This window comes from Maribacter sp. Hel_I_7 (assembly GCF_000688315.1).
Lineage (GTDB): Bacteria > Bacteroidota > Bacteroidia > Flavobacteriales > Flavobacteriaceae > Maribacter > Maribacter stanieri.
The window spans coordinates 1,259,081-1,284,877 of sequence record NZ_JHZW01000003.1; the positions used below are offsets into that span (position 1 = coordinate 1,259,081).

Below are 25,797 nucleotides of genomic sequence, written 5' to 3' on the forward strand. Positions count from 1 at the left end.
TTAAGAATACTGAAGTAGCTCAGGAACTACTCCACCTCTTTCATTAACACTTCAATAGACTTTTCTAATTGCTCATCAGTACCTTTTGCAATTACTTCAGGCTGATTTTTAATAAGAATTTCTGGGTTGGTTTCATTGTTTTCCATCCATTCGCCTTGCTTATTTTTAGCACTTACAGGCACAACACCCCAAACGCCGCCATTAGGTAAACGCTCCCAACCTGCCCAACTACAAGTACCTGGTACAGGCATACCTACGGTTTTTCCGATCTTTAGATCTACATAGCCGCTTGCGAAGCAAGAACCATCACTGTACATAGATTCGTTGAACATTGCCAAGGTTGGCTTCGTCCACCTAGAAGTTGGTTCGCCACCTACTACCCTATCTTCGGTCTCATAAGATAAAAAAGACACTCCTGTAAAGAACATTGCCAAATCTGCTACCAAGTCTCCACCGCCATTAAACCGGGTATCTACAATAACTCCTTTCTTATCATTGAACTTACCTAGCATTTCCTCGTAAATAGTACGGTAAGGTCCGTCGCTCATTCCTGGTATATGTACATAGCCCAAAGTACCATTACTCTTTTCCAGTACTTCTTTTTCATTGTTCTTCACCCAACGCTCATATAACAACCCACCTTCTGTACTTAAAGAAATAGGCTTCACGGTAATTTGCTTTCTTTTACCCTTATCATCCAACACATCTAACAAGGTAAAATTACCTTCTAAACGGTTTAAATAATAGGCTGCATCCATAGACGTACCAATAGTTTCACCGTTTATTTTTTCGATTACCGTACCCGGTTTTATATCGAAGCCAGATTTATCTAATGGTCCGCCTTTAATAACTTCTGTAATTTTAATTCCGTCTCCTTTATAATTGTAATCCATAAAGATACCTAGCGAAGCAGTTTCATCTCCGTTAGCGATACCATCTGAAAAACGACCTCCAGCGTGACTCACATTTAGCTCTCCCAGCATTTCAGAAATCATTTCTGCAAATTCAAAGTCATTACCAATATGTGGCAAATACTTTTCGTATTCCGTACGCATGGCTGTCCAGTCTATTCCGTGAAAATTTGAAGTATAGAAAACTCCATTTGTTCGCAGCCAAATATGATCGAACATATAACGGCGTTCCGCATCGGCATCTAATACCATTTCAGCATTTAATTTTACAGGTTCTGTATTGCTACCCGCTACATCAACTTTAGATATACTTCCATCTGCCAATAGAAATAGGTTCTCCTTTTTGGCATCCCACTGCAGGCTTCCTCTTTTGGCATCAAGAGCTATCAACATTTTAGTGCTCTTGGTACGTATTTCGGTTTCCCAAAGATTTAGGTTCTTTTCAAACTTGGTAAGATAATATAGCTTCTCTCCGTCTTTAGATAGTACGGCATCTGCAAGTGTAGAAGAATGTATGGTTAATCTAGATTTTCTTCTTTCCACATTTTCCAAATCAAACTTCAGGGCTTTTACTGTAGCCTCTTCCTTTTTATCGTCTTTCTTCTTTTTATCGTCTGTTTTGGCTTCATCCTTTTTTTCTTTAGCAGCTTCTTCTATCATTTTCAACAAATCATATTCTTCTTTTGTATTGTTGAACTTATCCCATGATTCTTGATTTAAAAACATGCTATAGACATCGGTTTCAAAAGAACCACTTGTGGCATAACTCTTAAGTCCGTCACGATTGGTGAAATACATTATCTGACTACCATCGTTCACCCATTTTGGTGTAAAATCGTAATAACCGCTTTGGGTCAGATTTTTACGTTGTTTTCCATCCTTAGAAATTAATAAGACTTCAACATTATTCAACGATACTTTCCAATCTACCAGCAGCCACTTACTATCTGGACTCCATTGAAAATATTGATCACCGTCTTGCATGTGAATGACATCTTTTGGAGTCATTATGGTGGTAATCTCTTTTGTCTTTAAGTTTTTGACTTTTAAGGTTCTTCTACCTTCCACATAAGCTATGTATGTACTGTCTGGTGAAAATTCAGGTAAGTATATATCTTCTTTTGCCGTTACTAAAGTATCTTCTTTAAATATCGTGGCAGCAAAGAAATAAGGTTCTTCTGACCGTACTTTTGAAGACTTAAAAATACTCCACTTACCATTTCTTTCACTGGCATAGGCAACGGCTTTACCATCTGGCATAAACTTTACAAAACGCTCTTGCTCTGGTGTATTGGTTAAACGTTTGGTCAAGGATCCATCTACAGATGTAACAAATACCTCTCCTCTACAAATAAAGGCGATTTCTTTACCATTTGGAGCTACATCCATTTCTTGCACACCACCATTAACAGATTTATAGGTAATAGGATTGCTATCTTCTTGTGATCTAACTATAATTTCTACTTTCTTAGCCTCTTCACCTGCTTTTAGCGTATAAATTTCGCCATCATAACCAAATGCCAAAGTATTGTTCCCAATACTTAATGAGCGTACTGGGTGTGTCTTAAAACTAGTATGTGCTGCTATTTCAGGTTCACCCGTCAATGACATTGAAAAGACATTAAAAGAGCCTTCTTGCTCGCTTAAATAGTAAATAGCGTTGCCATCTTTTGAAAATACCGGATTACGGTCTTCTCCCTTAAAACTGGTTAATTTAATATGTTTACCTGTTGCCGGCTCATACGACCAAATATCTCTTGTAACGGCAGATTTATGATGCTTTCTAAATTCGTCTTCATATCCCTTTTTATCGTGATACACCATCTTGGTTCCATCTGCATTTACTTGTACGTCTTCTGCAGGGACTGTCAGCAATTGACCTACACGCCCACCAATTACAGGTACGCTATATACCTCTGGTTGATCATCAGTTGGATACTGTCGATGCTGGGCAATATCTAATCGGTCTGCACCAAATAGTACATCTGAATCATCGGCAGAAAAACTAAATGGTTTTTCATCGTTACTGTGATATGTTAATCGTGTTGCCTCTCCACCTTGGCCATCCATCACATAGACATCAAAATTGCCATATCGGTTAGATGAAAAAGCGATTTTCTCCCCACTTTTACTCCAAACAGGCGCATAATCGTGTGCCGAATGGTAGGTTAATTGCTTTGCCACACCTCCAACTGCAGGTACAGTAAACAAGTTTCCTTTATAAGTAAATGCAATGGTATTTCCATCTGGTGAAATGGCAGGGTAACGTGCCCATTTCGGATTTGTTTGTGCTGAACACACATAAGTTAGACATACCGCCACTGCAGTTAAAAAAGAATATTTCATACGTATTTCTAGTTGGTGTTTAGTCGGTTAGAAAGATAGGGATTTGATTTGTTTACGGCAATCCATGAGTGATCAATGGTATTGAATTCTACATACTTTGCAAAAACTCACCAAATCTGTTTAATTTTACTCGATAATCGAGATTTAAATGCTCCGACGCTTGCGTCGAAATTTAAATTATATTTTCAATTCAATGTCTCGCGGACTTACGCCGGGGTATTTACTAGAGTACAAAACACGCAATTATCTTGAAAGAAGAAGAAAATTATTGGACAGAACGCTACGTAGAAAAAAAGACGGGTTGGGATATTGGCTACCCTTCTACTCCAATAAAAACTTATGTTGACCAACTACAAAATAAGGCGTTACAAATCTTGATACCTGGTGCCGGAAATGCCTATGAAGCCGAATACCTTTGGAAAGCAGGATTTAAAAATGTACATATTTTAGATATTTCTGAAGTTCCATTGAAGGCATTCAAAAAAAGGAATCCCGATTTCCCAGATTCGAATATGCACCAAGCGGATTTCTTCGAGTTTAAAGGTCAGTACGATTTAATAATAGAACAAACTTTTTTCTGCTCTTTTGTACCTACAGATACCAATAGAAAACAATATGCTAAGCACATGGCAAGCCTATTACAACCGAATGGAAAATTAGTGGGACTTTGGTTTGATATTCCATTAACTGGCGATATGATTAAACGCCCTTTTGGAGGAAACAAAGAACTGTATACCAAATACTTATCACCATATTTTAAAACGATCACTTTCGATCAGTGCTATAATTCTATTCCACCAAGACAGGGTAATGAATTGTTTGGGATTTTTCAAGTTCGTTGATGGTTGTTGGTTTTCACTTCGGCTTCGCTCAGTGACCATGCATCAATTTGTCTTTTCGAGCGCAATCGAGAACTAAGGAACATAAATTCAACAGATTGCCACGTAGCGAAAAGCTCCTCGCAAAGACGAATAAAAAACTGGCTACTGAAAACTGTTACTGCCAACTGAAAACTGAAAACTGAATCCATCAAATGTTAATTAATTACCGATTATACAAAACCAACCACTGTTAACATCCTTTTAAGAATACTTCCCTTTCTTTTCATTTATTTTTAGGCACATAACTAACAAACCACTACAATGACAAGAAGATTACTCTCCCTGTTGATGCTTTTTGCATCTTTTTTCGTTACAGCTCAAGAATTTAAAATGGACCTGGTACAGGACATGAAACCCCGTAACATCGGTCCGGGTGGTATGAGCGGTCGTGTTACTAGCATTGATGTTGTCAACTCAAATCCTGATATTATGTATGTAGGTACCGCTTCTGGTGGCTTATGGAAATCTACATCTGGCGGCATAAAGTGGGATCCTATTTTTGATAAAGAGGTTACTGCCTCTATTGGTGCAGTTGCTATTCAACAAAGTAATCCGTCTGTTATTTGGGCAGGTACAGGTGAAGGTAATCCTAGAAATAGTTTAAATGGTGGGTACGGTGTATACAAATCTCTAGACGGCGGAAAAACTTGGAAATCTATGGGTCTTGAAAAAACAAGACACATTCATAGAATTAAGATTGACCCAATGAACCCTAATACCGTATATGTAGGTGCTATTGGATCTCCTTGGGGCGAACACCCAGAACGTGGTGTTTTTAAAACTACAGATGGTGGCGAAACTTGGGAGAAAGTTCTTTTTGTAAATAATAAAACAGGGGTTGCAGACCTAATTATGGACCCAACCAACCCTAACAAATTAATTGCCGCAATGTGGGAACACAAGCGCGATCCTTGGTTCTTTAACTCTGGTGGTTCTGGTAGTGGCTTGTACATAACACATGATGGTGGTAAGAATTGGAAAAAATTATCTGAAGAAGATGGTTTGCCTGCTGGTGACCTAGGTAGAATAGGTGTGGCTATTGCTCCTGGCAAACCAGATGTTATTTATGCCTTGGTAGAAGCTAAAAAGAATGCGCTATACAAATCTGAGGATGGCGGATTTAAGTGGAAAAAAATCAATGAAAAAGATGATATTGGAAATAGACCTTTTTATTATTCTGAAATTTATGTAGATCCTGAAAATGAAAATAGAGTGTTTTCAGTATTTACCTACGTGAACGTTTCACAAGACGGTGGAAAAAACTTTGAACAATTAATGCCGGCATATCGTGCAGATAACGGAGTACATCCTGATCACCACGCATTTTGGATTCACCCAGATAACGGACAGTTTATGATGGATGGTAATGACGGTGGATTAAATATTTCTAAAGACGGAGGAAAAACTTGGCGCTTTGTAGGTAACCTACCTGTAGCGCAATTTTATCATATTGCAACGGATAACGAGTATCCGTATAATGTATACGGTGGTATGCAAGACAACGGTTCTTGGAGAGGTCCTGCTTATGTTTGGAAAGCTCAAGGAATTCGTAATAGCTACTGGCAAGAAATTAGCTTTGGCGATGGGTTTGACGTCGTTCCCGACCCTGTAGATTCTAGATATGGCTATACCATGAGTCAGCAAGGTAACGTACAGCGTTTTGATCATGTTACGGGAGATAATTACATAGTGCGCCCTACTCCACCAGATGCTACAACAGAACTTCGTTTTAACTGGAACTCGGCAATTAGCCAAGATCCTTTTGATAACAGTACAGTTTATTTTGGTAGTCAGTTTGTACATAAGAGTACGGATAAGGCATTGACCTGGAAGGTGATTTCTCCAGATTTAACTACGAACGACCCAGAAAAACAAAAGCAAAGTGAAAGTGGCGGATTGTCAATGGATGCTACCGGTGCTGAAAACCACACCACCATATTGGTTATTGAACCTTCTACAGTTGAAAAAGATATGCTTTGGGTAGGTTCTGATGATGGTCGTGTACATTACACTCAAAATGGTGGCGAGACATGGAACGATGTTACCGCCAATATAAAAGGCTTACCTAAAGGAAGCTGGATTCCGCAAATAAAAGCATCTACACGAAATAAAGGTGAAGCGCTATTAATTGCGAATGATTACAGAAGATTCAACTACACACCATATGCATACCGCACAAAAGATTACGGTAAATCTTGGACAAGAATTGTGGACGCTACTGATGTAGAAAGCTATGCGCTATCTATTATCGAAGATCCAGAGAATCCTAACTTGCTGTTTTTAGGTACCGATGATGGATTGTATGTTTCTTTCAATGCGGGAGATAAATGGCAAAAATGGACCGAAGGTTTCCCTACGGTTTCCACTAAAGATTTAGCCATTCACCCAAGAGAACATGATTTGGTTATAGGTACTTTTGGTCGTGCTGCATGGGTATTAGATGATATTCGTCCTTTGCGTGCATTGGCTTCAGATACATCTATCCTGAACCAAGAAATAGAAATATTTACTCCGCCAACGGCATATCAAGCTTCATATCAACAACCAACAGGAAGTCGTTTTGGTGGTGATGGCCTTTACCAAGGTGAAAACAGAAAGTCTGGCGCAATGATTACCTATTATTTAAAAGAAGGTAAAAAAGAAGCCAAAAAAGAGAAACCTTCTTCAAAAGAAAAAGAGGGTGATTCTGAGGAAAAATCAGAAGCAGTTGAATTAACTGGCGTACAAAAGAAAGATTCTGTTCAGTTCGATTTTTATGATGGCGACAGATTAATTCGTACCTTAAAATATAAGACTCCAGAAAAAGCCGGATTCCACAGAATTTACTGGGGAATGGATGAAAAAGGGGCTGATAGACCCTCTAGAAAAGTAATTAGCAAGAAAAAGGAATCTGGAGGATTAGATGTTAAACCCGGAACTTACACTATAAAAATGCTTTATGGTGAAATGGAAGAAGAAACTACAATTACGGTAGCTTCCGACCCACGTTTAGATGTTTCAGCAGTAGCTATAACTGAAGCTTATACCAATGGTAAAGTGTTAGAATCTTACATGCAAAAAGCCGCAGATGCCGTTCAGCAATTGGCACAAAGCAAAGCAACTGCAGAACAGTTTCAAAATGATTTGAAAAAGGATGATGACAAAAAGTATAAAGAGCAGATCGATTCCTCAAAAGATATCATTAAACAAATAGATTCTGTTACCGCCATATATTTAGGTAAGGTAGATAAGCGACAAGGTATTACTCGAAGTAAAGAGATGACGGTAATGCAACGTTTACAAATTGCACGTCGTTATGTTGGTTCCCGTAAAGCAGGTATGACAGCTACGGAAAAACAATTAATGCAATTTGCCAAAGATGATCTGCAGAGCGCACTACAAAAAACAAATGCTTTCTTCGCCAAAGAATGGGTAGATTACCAGAATAATATGAAAAGTTTAGATTTATCCCCTTTTAAAAAAACAGAAGTATATAAATTAAATTAATATGTAAAAGTCTAACAATCAAAAACTACTACTATGAAGTACCTAATGGCTTGCTTTGTGTTTACGCTTATATTAAGCTGTAAAGAAGAACCTAAAAAACCTTCTATTGCAGAAACGATGAAGACTTATACCATCAAACAAATGATGGATAACGAAGCCATTGGTGGCGGTAGTTTTTCCCCTGATAATTCTAAATTACTTATCTCAAGTAATAGATCTGGTATTTATAACATGTACACAGTGCCTACGAGTGGCGGTGAATTGACTCCCGTTACCATGTCTGACAGTGCCTCTGTATTTGCAATATCCTATTTTCCAAAAGATGACCGTATGTTGTTTAGAATGGATGGAAATGGTGATGAGATTTTCCATATTTACTTAAGAGATCTAGACGGTACCCAGACCGACCTTACACCAGCAGAAGGTGCCCGCGCATCGTTCTACGGATGGGCAGAAGATGATATGAGTTTCTACTATACTTCTAACGAGAGAAATCCTAGAAATGATGATATCTATGAATTGGACCTAGAAACTTTACAGCCTACCCTAATCTATGAAAATACGGAAGGTTATAGTATTGACGGAATTTCTGAAGACAAGAAATATATAACCTTGGGCAAGCCGATAAATACCAATGATTCCGACTTGTTTATTTATACCGTATCGGATAAAAAGCTTACCAAAATCAATGAAAATCAAAGCGCCAACAGTAGTTCTGGATTTTCTAATGATGGTTCTTCTTTGTATTATACAACAGATGATGGCGAGGAATTCTCTTATTTAATGAAGTACGATATCGCCACTGGCAACAGAGAAAAGGTGATGCAGAAAAATTGGGATATATGGGGTGCCTATTTTACAGAAAATGGTACCTATCAAGTGACCTATATTAACGAAGATGCCAAGAATGTCATCGAAATAAAGAATGTTAACACCGGTGAAAATGTTGCTCTTCCTTCCTTAGATGGTTTGGACGTAACCAGTGTAGATTTCTCAGATGATGAAAAACTAATGCGTTTTTACGCCGGTGGGTCACACACCCCTTCTAATTTGTTCGTTTATAATTTAGAAACCAAAGAACAGACTCAGTTGACCAATGTTTTAAATAGCGAAATAAACGGCGAAGACTTGGTGAATGCAGAGTTAATTCGTTACAAGTCTTTTGATGGGGTTGAAATTCCTGCCATTTATTACAAACCTCACCAAGCAAGTGCGGACACCAAAGTACCTGCGTTGGTTTGGGTTCATGGCGGGCCAGGTGGTCAGAGTCGTCAAAATTTCAGTTCTTTTATACAGTACTTAATCAACCATGGGTATGCTGTACTTGCCGTGAACAATAGAGGTAGTAGCGGTTATGGTAAAACTTTTTATCAAATGGATGACCTAAACCATGGCGACAAAGATTTGAAAGACTGTGTAGAAGGTAAAAATTGGCTTGCTTCTCAACCAGAAATAGATGCAGAAAAAATAGGGATTATAGGAGGCTCTTACGGTGGGTATATGACCATGGCTGCATTGACCTACACCCCAGAAGAGTTTGCCGTTGGAGTAAATCTTTTTGGCGTTACCAATTGGATCAGAACATTAAAGAGTATTCCACCATGGTGGGAGTCTTTTAAAGATGCGCTTTACTTAGAGTTAGGTGATCCTTATAGTGCAGATTCTGTACGTTTAAAGGAGATATCACCCCTTTTCCATACAGATAAAGTTACCAAGCCCTTAATTGTGCTGCAAGGATCACAAGACCCTAGAGTACTACAAGTAGAATCTGATGAGATTGTTGCCGGAGTAAAAAAGAACGGTGTACCTGTAGAGTATGTGCTGTTTGAAGATGAGGGACATGGTTTCGTTAAAAAGGAAAATCAAATTGAAGCCTATAGTAGAGTTCTACAATTTTTAGATGTATATCTAAAAAAAGATAAAGGAACAGCTATTGAAGATGACACACCTATAAAGGGTAAGCCATAATTATTAAATTGAAAATTAAGAAGACGAAGAATGAGGAAAGTTATTACGTTACTATTATTAACAACAACGATTTTTAGTACAAATGCTCAAAGTGAAATAACCGGAGAAGATGATTTTGGTAGTTGGTTCATGTATTTTGGCACCAACAAAATTGCCGATAAATGGAGTATACATACCGAAGCGCAATTTAGGTATTACGAAATGGCTTCCAATTTCAATCAATTGTTACTGCGTACGGGAGTCAATTATCATATTAATTCTGATGCCATTGCTACATTAGGGTACGGCTTTATAGACACTGATCCTACTTTTAGAGAATTTGATATTCTTGGGGACGATGCCTTATTTGAAAATAATTCTATTTCAGAGCATCGTATTTTTGAGCAGTTCGTTCTTAAGAACAAGGTCTGGGAATTTAAGTTCGAGCATCGCTATCGATTAGAGCAACGCTTTGTTCAAAATAACTTTACAGGTATCAGTAATACATTACATAGGGCTCGATATAGAATTCAAATGACCTTGCCCCTAACCGATATTTTCTTTTTAAACTTTTATGATGAAATTTTCATCAACCTACAAAATGATGCTTTTGGTCAGAATAGAGCATATGCAGCCCTAGGTGTTAATGTTACCGATAATTTGAGCATGCAAGTAGGCTATTTAAAGAATCATTTCAGTGAAACTAACTTTGATCGTTTTCAAGTTGGGGTATTTTATAATACAGATTTAAGAGGCATTTTTAAAAAGAAGGAATAACTTTATACCATAAACAAATTACATTATCATGAAAAAAATAACTATAACTTTCGTTAGTGCATTATTGATTGTTTTTGCAAGCTGTAAAGAAACTAAGAAAGGTGAAGAGTCTACTAGTGTAGATGCTTCAACTGAAGCAGTTGAAACCTTCAGTTTAGTACAAGATTCAACAAAAGTGAGCTTTATTGCTTACAAAACCACAGAAAAAATCCCTGTGGGCGGTAAATTTGAAAAAATCAATTTCACAAAGACAAATAGTGGTGAAACTGCATTGACCGCTTTAAATGGTACTGAATTCAGTATTCCCGTAAGTAGCTTATTTACTAATGACCCTACTGGTACAAGAGACCCAAAACTTTTAGAATTTTTCTTTGGGGTTTTGAAGAATACAGAATTAATCTCTGGTGTTTTTAAAGTTGAAAATGACAAAAGTTCAATTGATATCACTTTAAATGGGGAGACACAGAATATTCCACTAGCATATGAAATGAATGGTGACAACAAAATTACTTTCAACGGTGTAATGGATTTAGAAAACTGGAATGCCATGGATGCCGTTACCTCTATTAATCAGGCGTGTGAAATATTACACACAGGAAAAGATGGTGTTAGCAAAACTTGGAGCGAAGTTGCCCTAAAAGCAGAAGTTTTACTTGAAAAGAAATAATTAAGCTTATTATCAATAAAAGAATGAGGTGCCCAACAGCACCTCTTTTTTTATCCTTAAAAATTAAAAGTATTGCTCATTTCAAGTAACGGTTTGATATTGCCTTAATTTATGTCTAATTTAACAATTCATAACAAAATTAGAACATCATGAAAATATTTAAAACGCAATTAGCACTACTAGCAATATTAGTTGCTTTTAGTTGCAAAGAAGTAAAAAAAGAAGCTTCTGACGCAAAGGAAGAAGTAGAAGAACTTATGGATGAGGCTAAAACTGAAATGAACGAAGAGGAAACTGTCGTGAAATTTATGTTAGAGCCCAAAAGTGATAGTAAAGTAAAAGGTGAAGTAACTTTTACTGAGGATGATGAAGAAGTAAGTATGGTAGCGGTACTATCTGGACTTACAGAAGGAGAACACGCTATACATATTCACCAGACTGCAGATTGTACTGCAGCTGATGGTTCTTCTGCAGGAGGTCACTGGAATCCAACAAACGAGCCACATGGTAAATGGGGCGCATCTGAAGGATACCATAAAGGAGATATTGGAAACTTTACCGCAGATGCCGATGGTAATGCAAAAGTTGAATTCTCTACAGAAGAATGGTGCATTGGATGTGATGACGAAAACAAAAACATTTTAGGAAAAGGAGTAATTGTACACCAAGGTGTAGATGATTACACTTCGCAGCCTAGTGGTGCTGCTGGTGCACGTGTTAGTTGTGCCGGTATTATTGAATAGGGTTAATAATATATTTTTTAAAAGCTGTTCTAAGAACAGCTTTTTTTATTTTTAATCGATTTAAAAAAGCACTCATGCAATTAGACCGTTTGGTTGATCAATTTAGAAAGAAAGACCCCTCCGCTTTCGAGAAGTTATACGGTATGTATGCCGATAATATTTGTGGCGTAATTAATACCATAGTCAAAAACGACGCTTTATCTCAAGAAATTTGTCAAGACGTTTTTATAAAAATTTGGAACAACTGCGAAAGTTATAATTCATCTAAAGGAAGATTCTTTACATGGATTTTGAACATAGCCAGAAATGCGGCTATCGACGAAATACGCAGTAGGTCGTATAAAAATGATAAAAAGAACCTTTCCGCAGATTACTTCGTAGGTATTTTACAGAACAAACAGGAAGAAGAAAGTTCTACTGTAGATACCAAAGGATTGAGGGATTTAGTTAAGAATTTAAAGGAAAAATGTGTTCAAATCATAGAACTGTTATACTTTAGAGGATATACTCAAAAAGATGCTGCAGAAGAATTGGAAATTCCGATAGGTACTGTCAAAACGAGGAATAGGAGTTGCATTTCCCAATTAAGGGAGAATATGGAGGTTAAGTAGTATGGATGTAGAAAAGTACATAGCATCAGGAATTTTAGAGCTTTATATAGCTGGTATACTTTCAGATAAAGAAAATCTGGAAATTGCTAACTACGCTAAAGAGTACCCAGAAATTCAAAAAGAAATAGAAGCGATTGAGGCTTCAATATTAGAATTATCAAGAAAAGCATCACCAGGATATAACTATTCGTTTAAATCATTAATGAATAGAATAAATAAAGAGGTTAAAGTAGTTTCTATCAATGATAAACGAGGCACCCCATTATTATCTTATATAGGTTTGGCTGCATCAGTTTTACTAGCCGTTGGTTTGTTTTGGATGTATCAGCAAAATCAAGATTTAAAGTCAGAAATTGAGTTAGTTGAAAAACAGAATGTTGATCTTGAGCAGCAAATAGCTGACACGGACTCTTCATTAGAACAGACACAAGATTTATTGAATTCGCTGCGTGATAAAAACATTAGTGTAACTACGTTGGGCGGACAAGATATTTCGCCAACATCATACGCAAAAGCGTATTGGAACAAGGAAAACAAAAAGGTATTTATAGATGCCAAAGGTTTACCTGAGCCTCCAGATGGTTTTGTATATCAAGTATGGTCTCTTAAACTTTCACCGCTTACTCCTACCAGTATGGGTCTGCTAGAAGATTTTGCTACGGATGAAAATAAAGTCTTTGCATTAAATAACCCTAATGACTCAGAGGCATTTGGTATTACGTTAGAACCGGCAGGTGGTAGCGAAGCACCAACACTAGAACAACTATATACACTTGGTGTAGTATCAGCTTCATAACGAATTAAAATTTAAAGTAAAAATGGGTAGATTTTAAAATCTGCCCATTTTTTTTACTATTTTTCGCATATGGATTTAAAGAAACTTTTTGGAACCGTTTTAACCTTGTTAGGCATTGGCGGACTTGTTTATACTGCAATTTTATTTGGGAATAGTACAGGCACTACAAAACAACTTATTGTTTACGGTGTATTAGGCGCTATCTTTTTCTTTTCTGGAATTGGACTTATAAGAAATACGAGTAAGGGTTAGTATTAATAACCTCTTTAATTACCGGTCCTTTTTTACACGATGCAAGCTTAAACTTTTAACCAACCATTTTGGTAATGTTTTATGCGGATTCCTATTTTTGAGATTTAAGTACAATCCTAATGATTTTAGAATAGGAACTTTATGGGTTTCTACCAATTCTATCAATGTACCATCTGGATCTTCCATATAACTAAAATGCCCGGCAGCATCGCCCATATCAAAACTATTGGCACTATCTACCGTAAATGCGTAATTGTTTTTCTTTGCTTTATCTCTTATAAAACACATACCCGAAACATCGAAACATAGGTGTATGTACCCTAAATCTCCCCAAAGTCGATTTTCAAATATTTTATTAGGAGTGCTGTCCAAAACTTGAATCAATTCTAATTGACTAGGCCCCAATAAATCTCCGAAACCACCAAATTGTTTTCGTTCTTGTTTTATAACAACCCTTCTAAATCTGCCTTTACCAGCACCTTTGAAAGCTTCAATATTATCATATTCAATAATTGAATAATCTAACATGGTACCGTAGAACTCTAAAGAACGCTCCATATCACAGACACCAATAACAGCACCTAACACTCCACCATTATTAGACGGTTGTTTACAAAAAACATAATGATCTTCAACCATTTGCACTCGATTACCAAAAGGATCGGTAAAGTAAAAGTTAGGACAGAATGATTGATTGATATCCGATAAATCAGACACTTTTAATCCCCTTAAATATGAATGAATTTCGGTTAGATTATTACATCTAATTTTCATTGCATAGATACCTAAATCTCCAAATTCAATAGGAACTCTAGGTGCTCTTGGTTGTCGGTCTTTAAACTGCCAAATCTCCAATCCGCCGCCACCAATCATATTCAAGGCTAAATATGCTTCTCTTCTTTCGGCTTTATCATTAGTATACTGGGTCATTAATGATGCGACTGCCTCATCTTCGAACAATAAAATATCAAAACCTAAATGCTTTCTATACCAATTAAATACTTCTTTGACATCGCAAACACCAATACCAATTTGCTGAATACCATTAATAATTTCAACCATTGTATGGGGTGCGTATCAACTTGTTATGAAGTGTTTTTAGTTTGTTGCCTGGGTAACCGAATTTGAATAAAACAACCAATAGAAAATTTGAAAGATTTACCCTCAAATATGAATTGCACTCATATTTACGTGCCGAGACTACCAAGTCATTCTTAACTATTGTATATGGTATATTCTGTTTCTTCATTCTATCGAAAAATTCAAAATCTTCCATTAAGACTTGCGCTTCATTGAATCTGCCCAATTTTTCAAAAATATCTTTTTTAATAAATAGGCATTGATCTCCTCCTCCAGTAAACAAGCCGTCTTTTGCCGTAAAAGATGCATTTACACGTAAATACCAGGTATCCTTATCAAAGCGATATGTAAAAAATCCTGCTGCATATCCGTTTTTAAAGCTGCGTAAAATATCATCTATAAACTCCGGCGGCGGAACAACATCGGCATGTAAAAAAACCAAGGTATTTCCCAAAGCAGCTTGTGACGCCTCATTCATTTGTGCAGCCCTGCCTTTATCTTTACAGTGTAATACCTTTACTTTTTGACTGCATTCTAACATGTCTATAGTATCAGTATTACCAGGAGAAACTGCAACTATAATTTCCAAGAGCTTTTCATGTTCAATAAAACAAGCAACTTTAAAGAGTCGCTGCAGGTTATCAAATTCATTATGAGCTGGAATTATAATACTTATCATGGCAATAGTTAAGGCATTTTTATTAAAAAGTAAAACAGCATTTAAATAGTATATAGTTTTACGCCTTACTTACGCAAATTGAGGAAAATAGTTTTAAAACTATCGTATATTTTTAAAAATAATACTGTAATCAATTAAATAAAGGTGCGACAAATGTTTCATGAACCTTTTAACTATAGTTACGTAGCTATAGGTAACCTAAAATAATACTATGAAACTTAAATTATATTTTCTTGCGACTTTATTTGCACTGTCCTGCACTGCAAAAACCGGACTTCAAGCACAAGTAGAAACTGCAAACGAAACAGATTTTAATGAGTTATCCGAATCGTTTTTAAAGCGAATCATAGATGACAAGGATACGCAAGAAATACAAGATATTTTAGCCAATACAACTATTGAAGAATTAGATAACGCCTTAGATACAAATGATAAGCGATTAGCTTTTTGGTTAAATATTTATAATGGCTACATACAGGTGATTTTGCAGAAAAATCCAGAATTATACGATGATCGCGGTAGCTTTTTCAAATTAGAGCAAATTAAGATTGCCGGTGAAATGGTTTCTTTTGCAAAAATAGAACATGGAATTATTAGAAAATCGCAATGGGAATACGGTCTAGGCTATATACGCAAATGGTTCCCTGGTAAATTTGAACGTAAACTACGTGTAAACAAGCCTGTATATAACGTACACTTTGCCTTAAACTGCGGTGCTAAAGATTGTCCTCCAGTAGCAATCTATGAGTGGGAACGCTTACCTGAACAATTAAAAATAGGGACAAAAAAGCTTTTAGAAAATACAAGTGAATATAATAGAGAAACTAATGTGGTTAAGGTGACTTCTTTATTTAGTTGGTTTAGAGGTGATTTTGGAGGTAAAGGTGGTATCAAGAAAATCTTAAAAGAAAATGAGATAATACCTTCAACCAAAGGTGTAGATATCGAATACACCAATTACGATTGGACATTATATCTAGATAATTTTATTGAATTATAAACAGCTTAACCTTATGTATTTGCTACATTTAAAAACATATACATAAGGATAATTTTATATTTGATTCTCTTATTTAGTTCTTTTTACCATGGTTAAAATGTAGAATGGTAAATTTGCACCCGAAAAAGATTTATTTTCCTCTATGAAGGTTGGCTTTGGTTTCCTTAAAAAATTCTTTATTGCGCTATTTATCCTATTAGGAGTTTTGGCTGCCTCTAAATTGGATGAGCTTCAGTTTTCATTTGATTTTAGTCAGTTTTTCCCTGAAGAAGATCCAGATTTAGCCTTTTACGATGATTATGTCGAGGAATTTGGAACTGATGACAATTTCCTATTAATTGCCGTTAAAAACGAACCCAATGTATTTCAGCAAGATTTCTTAAATAAATTTCAAGCGTTTTCCGAGGAAAGTAAAAGCTTTGAATATGTTTTAGAAAGTAGCTCTTTAACCTCGCTCTCCTACCCGCTTAAAACCTCTTTTGGCTATACTACGCTGCCAATTATTCATATAAAAGATTCCACCCAATACCAGAAAGATTGGAAAAAAATTCAAGAAGACTCCCTTTTCATAAATGTACTTGTCGATGAAAAGAGAAAGTCGCTCGTATTAGCATTAGAAACAGAAGACAATTTAGATTACAAACAGTCAGAACTTCTTCTAAAAAGTATAAGAGCTTCATTAAAAGAGCATAATTTACCGGATTACCATATTCTGGGTAGAGCTTTTTTCTATGAAGCAATTGTTGATATGCAAAAGAGCGAAGTACTAACAACTACTATTGTAGCGTCTATTCTAGTTTTTATCATTCTCTTGTTGGTGTATAAAAGTATGCCGGTGGTATTAATTTCTGTAGTCTCTATAGCTACCTCTCTTTTGCTTTTTATGGGCTTGCTGGGCTGGCTAGGAAAAGAACTAAATGCAATGGCAGCATTTTACCCAGTGCTCATGCTCATCGTGGGTACTTCTGATGTTATTCACCTAACCGATAGTTATATTAGAAAATTACATAGTGGTACACCACCATACCATGCCATAAAATCTTCCCTTAAAGAAGTTGGTATGACTACCCTACTTACGTCAATAACTACTGCGGTTGGTTTTGTTACCTTACTTTCCTCTAGATTGGTAAGCATTCAAGAATTTGGAATAAACGCCGCTATCGGTGTCTTAGTGGCTTATATCACCGTAATCTTATTTACTGGCTCATTACTTATAAGCATACCTGAAAAATTGTTAACGGGACGTAAAACTATTTCAGAAAACTGGGTCAACTATCTTTTAAAAATAAATACGTTCACCAAAAACTACCCAAAATCTATCATTATTGGTACGGTAGTATTCACTTTTCTATGTTTTGTTGGTATTAGTATTGTACAAACAAATCAAGAACTAAAAAACACCTTACCTGCAGGAAGTGAAATAGCAAATGATTTCGATTATTTCCAATCCAATTACTCAGGATTTAGACCTTTGGAAATTGCAGTAATGAGTACTGATGGCAATAAGGTAACCGATTTTAAAGTTGCCCAAGAAATTGAAAAACTACTGGTTTATCTAAAGACATTTAAAAGTATTGGTAACGTGCAATCTGCCAACCTTCCTTATAAGATTTTTAATAAGGCAAACAACTTAAATAATTCTGCTTTTTTTACGTTACCTAGCGATGAGAAAACCTTTTTAAAATACCAAAAAGACACGCGCAAGCTAGCTCGTAAACAATTAGCTAAATTTGTTAATACCGATGAAACTATTGCCCGTATTAACGGAAGACTACAAGACATTGGTACCGATAAATTAAAAGTTGTTTACAGTGATATTGATAATTTTGCTAAAACAAAATTAGACACCTCTCTCGTTGCTATTAAAGTGACCGGAAAAAGTATCTTACTAGATAAAAACTCTGAATACATTAGAAGTAGCCTATTAGAAGGACTTCTTTATGGATTATTAGTTATCGGAGTTATCATGGCTTTTGTTTTTAGAGATATCAAAATCTTTTTAATATCTCTAGTACCCAATATTTTACCCATACTGTTTGCGGGTGGAATTTTAGGATTTTTAGGTATACCATTAGAAGCTTCCCTTTCTGTGGTTTTTGCTATCGTCTTTGGTATTGCCGTTGATGATACCATTCACTTTTTAGGAAAGTATAAATTAAGTATTACGCAAGGCTTGGATAAAGAAGCTGCACTTGAAAAGACATTTGCACAAACCGGTAGAGCATTAGTAATAACTACCATTATCCTATTTTTTGGATTTATGGTGATGCTATTTTCAATTCATCAACCAAGTGTTACCATTGGGTTGATAATTAGTGTAACCTTAGTAACAGCATTAATACTAGATTTGCTGTTATTACCTGTACTACTAAGAAAATTACTTTAGATAGAACGATTAGTTCGGTGAAGCGTTTTTTGTAATGATCTATAGGCAAAAATGCTTTTGCCAACCATTAAAATCATTAAACTTATCCATAATGTAAAGAGTAGGTATTCCATAACACTAATTGGTTTACTTGGTTACTTTTAGTTCACTCATTTAAGATGCTGGGGCATTTTAAATGTATTTGGTCGATAAATATATGTATTTCATCTATCACGCTGTTAAAAAAAACCAAATTTTCGACGAAATACATAATAATAACAACGCCACGACTATTCATCGTGGCGTTGAAAAAAAACAATCCAACCTAAAACAAACATGAAATGAAAATAATTGGGCAATCAATTACAAATCATGGACTTGCTTTTCCATACCGGGACCTAACTCATATATGGCCCCTATTAATTCTCCTTTTAATTCTTTAACCCTTTCAGATTTACCATTTGCCTTGTAAACCTCTGCCGCTTGATATAGTAATGCAGGTTCAAATGTTTTACCATATACGTAGGTATTCATTACTTCCAAAGCTTTCTCCTTATCACCATTTTTTAATAAACTATATGCTAACCAGCTATATGATTCTGGTGTGGGTCTATTCTCTACTTCTTGTTGTGCCAAGATTAAAGCATTATCATATTGTTTTGTTTCGCCTATATACAATCCTAAATTATAAGCATTGTACATATCTCCATAGGCTTCATTTTTCACCCTGGTAAAGTATTCATCTAAATTTCTGGTTCTCACCAAGTCATTACCTATATAGTCCGCTATTTCCGCTTTCAGCAAAAAATAATCTGGAGCATTATAAGTCTTGGTTACAGAATCTAAAATGCGTATTGCTTCTTTTGCATTCTTATCATTGGAAAAAGCGATCCAAGCAATACCTTTTTTAGCATAAGCATTATTATTATCAATTTCCAAAGCTTTTAAATAATGATTATATGAATCTTGAATTCTACCGGCATGACCATAGTAGTCAGCTAAATTGGTATAACTCCAAAGCATTAAATCTTTACTTTTAGACGTCTCTGCTTTTGTTCTTGCCTTTTCCATAAAATTTATGGTAGTATCTAAATCACCTTTATAATCGTTCCATTTAGCCAAACGAATCATATAACCAAAATCTGACATGTTCTTTAAACTATCCAAATGTTGCTCTGCTTTTTGATAATTTCCTAATTCCATATGTATATCAAAGAATAAACTTTGATTTTCATTGAAATCTCCGCCTATTGCAGCAGCAGAATCTGCTAATAGTAATGCTTCTTTAAAACGATGCTGAGAGATATAATTTCTTGCCAGTGATCTGTAAAAACCAGGTTTCCCGATATTTGCGATATCTACCGCTTTCTTTAAACTCTTTTCTGCTTTTTTTAGAAACTTAATATCTCCAGTTTGCTGAAAATAGCGATTGTATTCGCCGCCCACCACACCAAAGCTAGTAAGCTGCATACTATCTGGTCTAATTTTAGAATTCCAGAGGTCAAAATATTTTGAGGTTGTTTCAATCTCGTTTGATACTAAATATTTATTGTAATCTTTTTTATGTGCAACTGTGTCTTGATTCTTTGTACCACAAGATGATACCAGTATCACTACTATTAAAAGCTTAATTAATTTCATAAGGTTTGTTTCAATGTGGATCGTTTAAAATAAGGGGAGCCTTTCAACTCCCCTTCCCCTTCTTTTTCATAAACAATTTAGGGTTGTACCTGTCTTATTTACCACTATCAGCAGATAAGATGAAGGCAACTTTTTATTCTGGTGCTCCCAAATATGGGAACGTAGTACCAACAGTAGCGGTTAGCCCAACGCCATCTGAAGTTAATCTTGGTAAATCGGCAACACCATCACCATCAGTATCTTGACCGCTAAATCTAGCGCCATCACCACCACCGAATAATAATATTAAGGATACATCAATAACATCGTCTTGAGGTGTTCTACCCGTTAAACCTATAGCACCTTCATAATTTGGTGCACCACTACCACCATTAAAATACGTAGTTGGTAAATTTGGTGCTACTTCTAAAACATCATTTGATAAAACTGTAGTTAAAACAGTAGCAGAAACAGGATTGTTAGTAAAACCATCATCCATTGGTCCGTTTAAAATATCACCTAGAATGTTAGGCTCAAAGTTTACGGCTGCAGGATCTGCTCCTAAAATAGTAGCGTAAACATCATGATATGCTTCTAACCTAGCTTCAAAAGCAGCTTGAAAAGTAGCCTGCATTTCTGAAGGAATAGACATGTTATGAGAATTCTTAGTATCTCCGTCTGCACTTAAAACAGTATTGATACCTGGTCTACCCATAAAATCAACTTGAGCATATGTTCCAGTAAAATCTAAATCCATGGCTTCTTCACATGGAGTACATGTACCTCCACAATCAACACCGGTTTCATCACCGTTCATAATTCCATCATCACATGTTGGTGTAATTACAATTGGGGTATTGTCATCATCATCGCTACAAGATGCTAAAGCAGCTACTGCCAAAAGAGACAAAAACGTATATTTTATATTTTTATATTTCATCGTTATATTTTTTATAAGGTTATTATTGCTTAACGTTTGTTGTTACCCATGTTTTGTAGACTGGTAATTCCAAAACATTAACTGCTGTAGTTTCTCCTAAAAGGCTATTTGGTATTTCAATAACGATAGACATTGTATTAGCACCATCAAAGGTGTCAACCGCAGTATCATCGTCATCAGCTGTAGAATTTGGATCGCCCGCTGGTTTAAAACCTAAAGGAGCCTCACCACCTATTACTGCATTGAATTGAAAAAAGTCGAAGAAAAAAGCATCTTGTCTTGGACCTGCAAATAAAGAAACACCGTTTGCAGTAGTTTCTACTATTGCAGTTTCTGCAGAAATAGCTACTGATCCTAACGGAGCATCTACCATAACTGAACCATTCAATCCTGTTTCACTTGGTGCAATCGGACCAAAGAAATACATTTTACCATCTCTTGGTATAGCTTGGATTACTAAATCTTCAACTAAATCGCCATCTCTGTCAATATTAATTTCCATTAATACATTCTCATCGAAAGTACCATAAGCCAAATCTGGCAGTACATTAGATTGAAGGTCTACCGCAAAAACGGTATTGTCTGAACCTAATGTTGGTTCAAACGCATAAAAGTCGGCAATGTCTGCCGAAGTTCCCATTGTGTCTGGCGCATCAATATGATCTGCCGCAACTAAAAGAACTCCTACCAAGGCTAATGCCCCAAGTCCCATAAATAATTTTGATTTTTTCATTATCCTTTTTTTTTTAGATTAGAATCACCCTTACTTACGAGGTAAAAAAGACAAGGTTCATTTTTTCTTAAAAAAAATTAAAAAATATTCTCACCACAATACATAAGAACCGCGCATATACCTTTCTTTGGCGTAGATGTAACATTTTTTAAATAAGTATGAAGTAATAATTAGCTAACTTTGTACTGTTAAATTATTTAAGATATGAACCCGTCTTCCTCTGGTTGGATTGAGAAATATGGTTCGGTTGTTCAAAAACACCAAGACGCTTTCCCTAGTTTTGAAGCTTTATATGGGACACTTAAAAGAAGTGGTTTTGTATATGGTCTAAATTCTAGCATTCCAGATTTTATTGAATTGGAACATACCTTATCTGAAGACGAAAAGGCTAAAATAAATTTATTACACGCGCTTTACTTTACCTACCGTACAAAAGGAGATGATGATTATTCTGAATTTATTGAACAGGTATTTAAATTTTATGAAATTCTAAAAATCAATAGAACCGGTTTTTTTGATAAATGGTTTACAGGAAACAAAACCTCAGCTAAGCTAGAGAAGCTGATGACTTCACGTATTTATATTGAAGACAATATCATTAGCAAAACTTTTAACAGTCTTATTACCAATTCACTGCTATTCATTGATGTATTACTCTTTAAGCACTTTTTAAATGGCCATATCGCCCTAAAAGAAAAGGCTGAAGAAATTGAATACCTAGCTATTAACATTGCCTACCATGCGCTAAGCTCTAAAGAGATAGATAGAAAAGACAACAAACTTTCTCAATTGCTAGCGTCTTCATTAACTTATATCAGTTGTGCTGAAAATAGTTTTGATGGTTCTTATCGCGAGAGACTATTGAACAATAAAGAAAACTGGGAGAATCGGTATTTATTAGATATGGCTTGCCTAACGGTATGGGAAGATCATTCTTTAGATTATACAGAGTCTGACTTCATATTCGGAATTGGAAAAGATCTAGGTTTTGAAAAAACCATCATATCAACATCTATTACAGATGTAACAGAATTCTTTAAATTGAATATGGATGTAATTCCTTATTTAAAAGAAAAGAATTTGGCAAAACAGTTTTACGATAGCATGGGTAAGATTGTTAAGAAACTGATTCTACGCAATAGTAAAAGGTTACATAAAGAGCTTTCTCAAAGTGCCGAATTGGTTGCTTTGTTATCAAAATCTACCATGAGAGATTTAAACAATGAAGAAAAGAAGAAGGTTCAAAATCAACTTTTAGATATTTTTAAAAGCATCCCTTCTTTAGCTATATTTATTCTGCCTGGCGGTGCAATTTTACTTCCTATATTTATTAAGCTGATTCCTAAATTATTGCCATCGGCATTTGATGAAAATAGAATTGACGAGGAAGAAGATTTATATCGTAAATAACTTATTTACAATACATTAATTTTTCTACTCTAACCAAAGCTTAAAGTCTTTTACCTTTTCTCTACTTACAATAATTTCACAATCTGGATTGTTATTCAATTTTATCTGTAGTCTAGAGTTCGTGTAGGAAATGATATCCTTTATATGTTCAATATTCACAAAAAACTTTCTACTTACCCTAAAAAAAACCTGTGGTTTTAACTCATCTTCTAATTGTTCTAAAGTAGTATCCAATAAATAATTACGCCCATCTTTAGTGGCAGCATAGGTTCCTTTGTTTTCACTGAAGAAGCACTCTACATCTTCTGCATTGATAATTTTTAAATGCTGACCTACTTTAGCCGTAAAACGCTTTTTATACTCGCGTTCTAACGGGTTGACCAACAGCTTCTTAATATCTTCAAAATCTAACGCAATTTTATTAGGCTCGCTAATGGTTTTAAATCGTTTGCGATATTTAATGACGGCTTGCTCCAAATCTTCATCATCTATTGGTTTTAATAAATAGTCAATGCTATTCAATTTAAAGGCTTTAAGCGCATACTCGTCAAACGCGGTAGTAAATATGATGGCACTGTGCACTTCTATGACATCAAAAATCTCAAAAGAAAGTCCGTCAGATAGTTGAATATCCAAGAAGATTAAATCTGGATGCTCATTTTCCTGAAACCAATTGATAGCCTCTTCAACCGAGTGTAACATAGTAGAGACTGTTAAATCTAAACTCTCTAACATTCTACCTAACCTACGTGCTGCCGGTTTTTCGTCTTCAATTATAATGGTCTTCATGGTCTATATTTATGGTTAAATAGATTCGTATGCTTTAATCGTTATATGAATTTATGTATTTCTGAATTTCACGTTCTTCCCATTTCTTCATGTACCATGAAATATTTCCAAATACAATAATTCCATGAACAACCAGTATAATTCCCCAAACAATGGTGGTGCCGTAAACATTCCAGTTTATCCAATCTAAAAATTCAGTATTGCCTAATGCATTTTTATTCACCAAAATGAAAACGAACTTATGTCTCAAGAAATACAAAATGATATTTATTATTAGAAAAACTAATGTGTGATTATAGAAACGCTTGATACTCTCCACTTTTGTTTTTGCTCTCCCATATTTAGACAACCTATTGTAATCTTCGTTTACTTGATTGGTATCCATGTTATCTATATTTTTCAAATTCACGTTTATCTTCCTCAATGTATTTATTTATTTGGCGAGATTCCCAGTCATTACTTAAAAACGGAATGAAGTTAAAAACTTTGACTGCATGAAAAACCAATCCTATTCCCCAGAAAAAGGGCGTTAAAAAGGTGCCAAAATTAACTAATGCTTCATATAGTGATTCCCCTTCCCATATTCTTATAATTACGTTCATGGTTATTATAAAAATATTTACCAAAATGTAAACGGTTAAATGAATATAAAAACCTTTTAAGTCTTTTACCTTCTTTTCAGCCTTTGTTAGTTTATCTATATTACCTATTGTTGAAACTTCCATATTATCTAAATTTATTGGCATCTCTTTCTTCCTCTTCTACATATTTATTAATCTGGCGCTGTTCCCAGTCTTTACTAAAGAAAGGACTGTAGCCAAATACTTTGGCTGCATGAAATGCCAAACCTATACCCCAGAAAAACGGAGTAGAAAATGTACCGAAGTTAAATAATGCTTCTGAAAATGAAGCTCCGCTAGACATTATTCCCATTATGGTAACTGTCATTAAAAACAGATTTACAAGTACGTAAACAAGTAAGTGAATATAAAACCCTTTCAATTCTTTAACCTTCTTTTCGGCTCTAGCTAATTTATCTGATTGTTCAAATTCGTTTAGTTCCATCTTTGTGCGTTTTCTTCTTGTCTTAAAAACTCTTGTGTTTTTCTTTCTTCCCAGTCTCTGCCGATAAACGGATTCAAGTTAAAAATTTTATTCGCTTTAAAAAATAAGCTGATACTTAAACCGAATACTACCCAAAGAAACCAGGCATTTCGCCACTCATTTAAATAATAATTTATTGCTACTACAATTATAACGGTTACAATAGCTGATGCTACTTTTCCATAAAATTCTCTAATTTCTTCTACTCTTTCCTTTGCTCTAATATATTTTGTGTTTTCCATGATCTTAAGTCTTTTAGGTTATGATTCTTGCATGAATTCTTTGATCTTACGCTCTTCCCAATTTTTACCGAATAGTGGGTTATATCCATAAGCATAAAGACCGTTCATCACTAATCCGAATCCCCAACCTAGTGCCGGAAAAATTACCCATAGAAAACTAGTTGTATTATAATTGATATATGCTAAAATGGGAATTACGATGCAGTATGCCATTAAATTACCGTAAAAGCCTTTTATAGCTTGCACCTTTTCTTTTGCCTTTTCATACTTATAATTTCTGTCGGTTGTGAAGTTTGATTCCATCTTTTTAAAATTTTAGGTGATTACTATTTTATTTCTATACTTCAAATTTCGGAAGATCATACAGGTTTTGAAAAAATGAAATACCCAGTTGTAATTTTTAATGACTGAATTGTAA

The 25,797-nt window shown here is 35.3% G+C and carries 24 protein-coding genes; 12 read left to right on the forward strand and 12 right to left on the reverse strand.

Going from position 1 to position 25,797, the window contains the following annotated elements:
- Positions 1-26 precede the first annotated feature (26 nt).
- Positions 27-3,257, reverse strand: a complete 3,231-nt coding sequence (locus P178_RS0117245) for a S41 family peptidase (RefSeq protein WP_027067405.1) — start codon at positions 3,255-3,257, stop codon at positions 27-29.
- 248 nt (positions 3,258-3,505) lie between these two features.
- Here P178_RS0117245 and P178_RS0117250 point away from each other — a divergent pair, with 248 nt between their 5' ends.
- From P178_RS0117250 to P178_RS0117300, 9 genes are all read left to right on the forward strand, one after another.
- Positions 3,506-4,099 (forward strand): class I SAM-dependent methyltransferase, encoded by a 594-nt coding sequence (locus P178_RS0117250; RefSeq protein ID WP_036147069.1) that lies wholly within the window; start codon positions 3,506-3,508, stop codon positions 4,097-4,099.
- Between the two features lie 300 nt (positions 4,100-4,399).
- Positions 4,400-7,624 carry a VPS10 domain-containing protein gene (locus P178_RS0117260; protein WP_027067408.1) on the forward strand — a complete coding sequence of 1,075 codons (3,225 nt, stop codon included), beginning with the start codon at positions 4,400-4,402 and terminating at the stop codon, positions 7,622-7,624.
- Positions 7,625-7,657: 33 nt separating this feature from the next.
- Positions 7,658-9,592, forward strand: coding sequence for an alpha/beta hydrolase family protein (locus tag P178_RS0117265; RefSeq protein ID WP_027067409.1), 1,935 nt, complete (start codon positions 7,658-7,660; stop codon positions 9,590-9,592).
- A 30-nt stretch (positions 9,593-9,622) separates the two neighbouring features.
- Positions 9,623-10,348: a DUF2490 domain-containing protein gene (locus P178_RS0117270; protein WP_027067410.1), complete on the forward strand. Its 726-nt coding sequence runs from the start codon at positions 9,623-9,625 to the stop codon at positions 10,346-10,348.
- Between the two features lie 28 nt (positions 10,349-10,376).
- Positions 10,377-11,015 (forward strand): YceI family protein, encoded by a 639-nt coding sequence (locus P178_RS0117275; RefSeq protein WP_027067411.1) that lies wholly within the window; start codon positions 10,377-10,379, stop codon positions 11,013-11,015.
- Between the two features lie 149 nt (positions 11,016-11,164).
- The gene (locus P178_RS0117280) at positions 11,165-11,758 is read left to right on the forward strand and encodes a superoxide dismutase family protein (protein ID WP_036147072.1); all 594 of its coding nucleotides are present in this window, start codon (positions 11,165-11,167) and stop codon (positions 11,756-11,758) included.
- Between the two features lie 74 nt (positions 11,759-11,832).
- Entirely contained in the window at positions 11,833-12,369 is a 537-nt protein-coding gene (locus tag P178_RS0117290; RefSeq protein WP_027067413.1) for an RNA polymerase sigma factor, read from the forward strand.
- A 1-nt stretch (position 12,370) separates the two neighbouring features.
- Positions 12,371-13,165 (forward strand): anti-sigma factor domain-containing protein, encoded by a 795-nt coding sequence (locus P178_RS0117295; protein ID WP_027067414.1) that lies wholly within the window; start codon positions 12,371-12,373, stop codon positions 13,163-13,165.
- A gap of 69 nt (positions 13,166-13,234) precedes the next feature.
- Positions 13,235-13,417, forward strand: a complete 183-nt coding sequence (locus tag P178_RS0117300) for a hypothetical protein (RefSeq protein ID WP_027067415.1) — start codon at positions 13,235-13,237, stop codon at positions 13,415-13,417.
- A gap of 18 nt (positions 13,418-13,435) precedes the next feature.
- Here the strand turns inward: P178_RS0117300 and P178_RS0117305 are convergent, their stop codons facing one another.
- Positions 13,436-14,479, reverse strand: coding sequence for a VOC family protein (locus P178_RS0117305; protein WP_027067416.1), 1,044 nt, complete (start codon positions 14,477-14,479; stop codon positions 13,436-13,438).
- Positions 14,472-15,176, reverse strand: coding sequence for a glycosyltransferase (locus P178_RS0117310; RefSeq protein WP_027067417.1), 705 nt, complete (start codon positions 15,174-15,176; stop codon positions 14,472-14,474). Before P178_RS0117310 ends, P178_RS0117305 begins: the two co-directional genes overlap by 8 nt.
- 211 nt (positions 15,177-15,387) lie before the next feature.
- Between P178_RS0117310 and P178_RS0117315 the strand changes: the two genes are divergently transcribed.
- Together P178_RS0117315 and P178_RS0117320 are read left to right on the forward strand one after the other, a co-directional pair.
- On the forward strand, positions 15,388-16,176 hold the full coding sequence (locus P178_RS0117315; protein WP_027067418.1) for a DUF547 domain-containing protein: 789 nt from the start codon (positions 15,388-15,390) through the stop codon (positions 16,174-16,176).
- A 142-nt stretch (positions 16,177-16,318) separates the two neighbouring features.
- Positions 16,319-18,562: an efflux RND transporter permease subunit gene (locus P178_RS0117320; RefSeq protein WP_027067419.1), complete on the forward strand. Its 2,244-nt coding sequence runs from the start codon at positions 16,319-16,321 to the stop codon at positions 18,560-18,562.
- Between the two features lie 342 nt (positions 18,563-18,904).
- On the opposite strand, the gene P178_RS0117325 is transcribed toward P178_RS0117320, so the two are convergent.
- The 3 genes from P178_RS0117325 to P178_RS0117335 all read right to left on the reverse strand — a co-directional run bounded on the left by P178_RS0117325 (position 18,905) and on the right by P178_RS0117335 (position 21,834).
- Positions 18,905-20,182: a tetratricopeptide repeat protein gene (locus P178_RS0117325; RefSeq protein WP_036147077.1), complete on the reverse strand. Its 1,278-nt coding sequence runs from the start codon at positions 20,180-20,182 to the stop codon at positions 18,905-18,907.
- 133 nt (positions 20,183-20,315) lie between these two features.
- Positions 20,316-21,101, reverse strand: coding sequence for a DUF4331 family protein (locus P178_RS0117330; RefSeq protein ID WP_027067421.1), 786 nt, complete (start codon positions 21,099-21,101; stop codon positions 20,316-20,318).
- Positions 21,102-21,123: 22 nt separating this feature from the next.
- Positions 21,124-21,834, reverse strand: coding sequence for a DUF4331 family protein (locus tag P178_RS0117335; RefSeq protein WP_027067422.1), 711 nt, complete (start codon positions 21,832-21,834; stop codon positions 21,124-21,126).
- A gap of 204 nt (positions 21,835-22,038) precedes the next feature.
- On the opposite strand from P178_RS0117335, the gene P178_RS0117340 reads away from it, so the two are divergent.
- Positions 22,039-23,244, forward strand: coding sequence for an LETM1-related biofilm-associated protein (locus tag P178_RS0117340; protein ID WP_027067423.1), 1,206 nt, complete (start codon positions 22,039-22,041; stop codon positions 23,242-23,244).
- 24 nt (positions 23,245-23,268) lie between these two features.
- Here P178_RS0117340 and P178_RS0117345 read toward each other — a convergent pair whose 3' ends face one another.
- The 6 genes from P178_RS0117345 to P178_RS0117370 are packed head-to-tail and all read right to left on the reverse strand — an operon-like array spanning position 23,269 to position 25,682.
- Entirely contained in the window at positions 23,269-24,033 is a 765-nt protein-coding gene (locus tag P178_RS0117345; RefSeq protein WP_027067424.1) for a LytR/AlgR family response regulator transcription factor, read from the reverse strand.
- Positions 24,034-24,067: 34 nt separating this feature from the next.
- Positions 24,068-24,418 carry a 2TM domain-containing protein gene (locus tag P178_RS0117350; protein ID WP_027067425.1) on the reverse strand — a complete coding sequence of 117 codons (351 nt, stop codon included), beginning with the start codon at positions 24,416-24,418 and terminating at the stop codon, positions 24,068-24,070.
- 1 nt (position 24,419) lies between these two features.
- On the reverse strand, positions 24,420-24,758 hold the full coding sequence (locus tag P178_RS0117355) for a 2TM domain-containing protein (protein WP_027067426.1): 339 nt from the start codon (positions 24,756-24,758) through the stop codon (positions 24,420-24,422).
- Between the two features lies 1 nt (position 24,759).
- Positions 24,760-25,098 carry a 2TM domain-containing protein gene (locus P178_RS0117360; RefSeq protein ID WP_027067427.1) on the reverse strand — a complete coding sequence of 113 codons (339 nt, stop codon included), beginning with the start codon at positions 25,096-25,098 and terminating at the stop codon, positions 24,760-24,762.
- The gene (locus P178_RS0117365) at positions 25,089-25,379 is read right to left on the reverse strand and encodes a 2TM domain-containing protein (RefSeq protein WP_027067428.1); all 291 of its coding nucleotides are present in this window, start codon (positions 25,377-25,379) and stop codon (positions 25,089-25,091) included. Before P178_RS0117365 ends, P178_RS0117360 begins: the two co-directional genes overlap by 10 nt.
- Positions 25,380-25,397: 18 nt before the next feature.
- Positions 25,398-25,682, reverse strand: a complete 285-nt coding sequence (locus P178_RS0117370; protein WP_027067429.1) for a 2TM domain-containing protein — start codon at positions 25,680-25,682, stop codon at positions 25,398-25,400.
- Between the last annotated feature and the right edge of the window lie 115 nt (positions 25,683-25,797).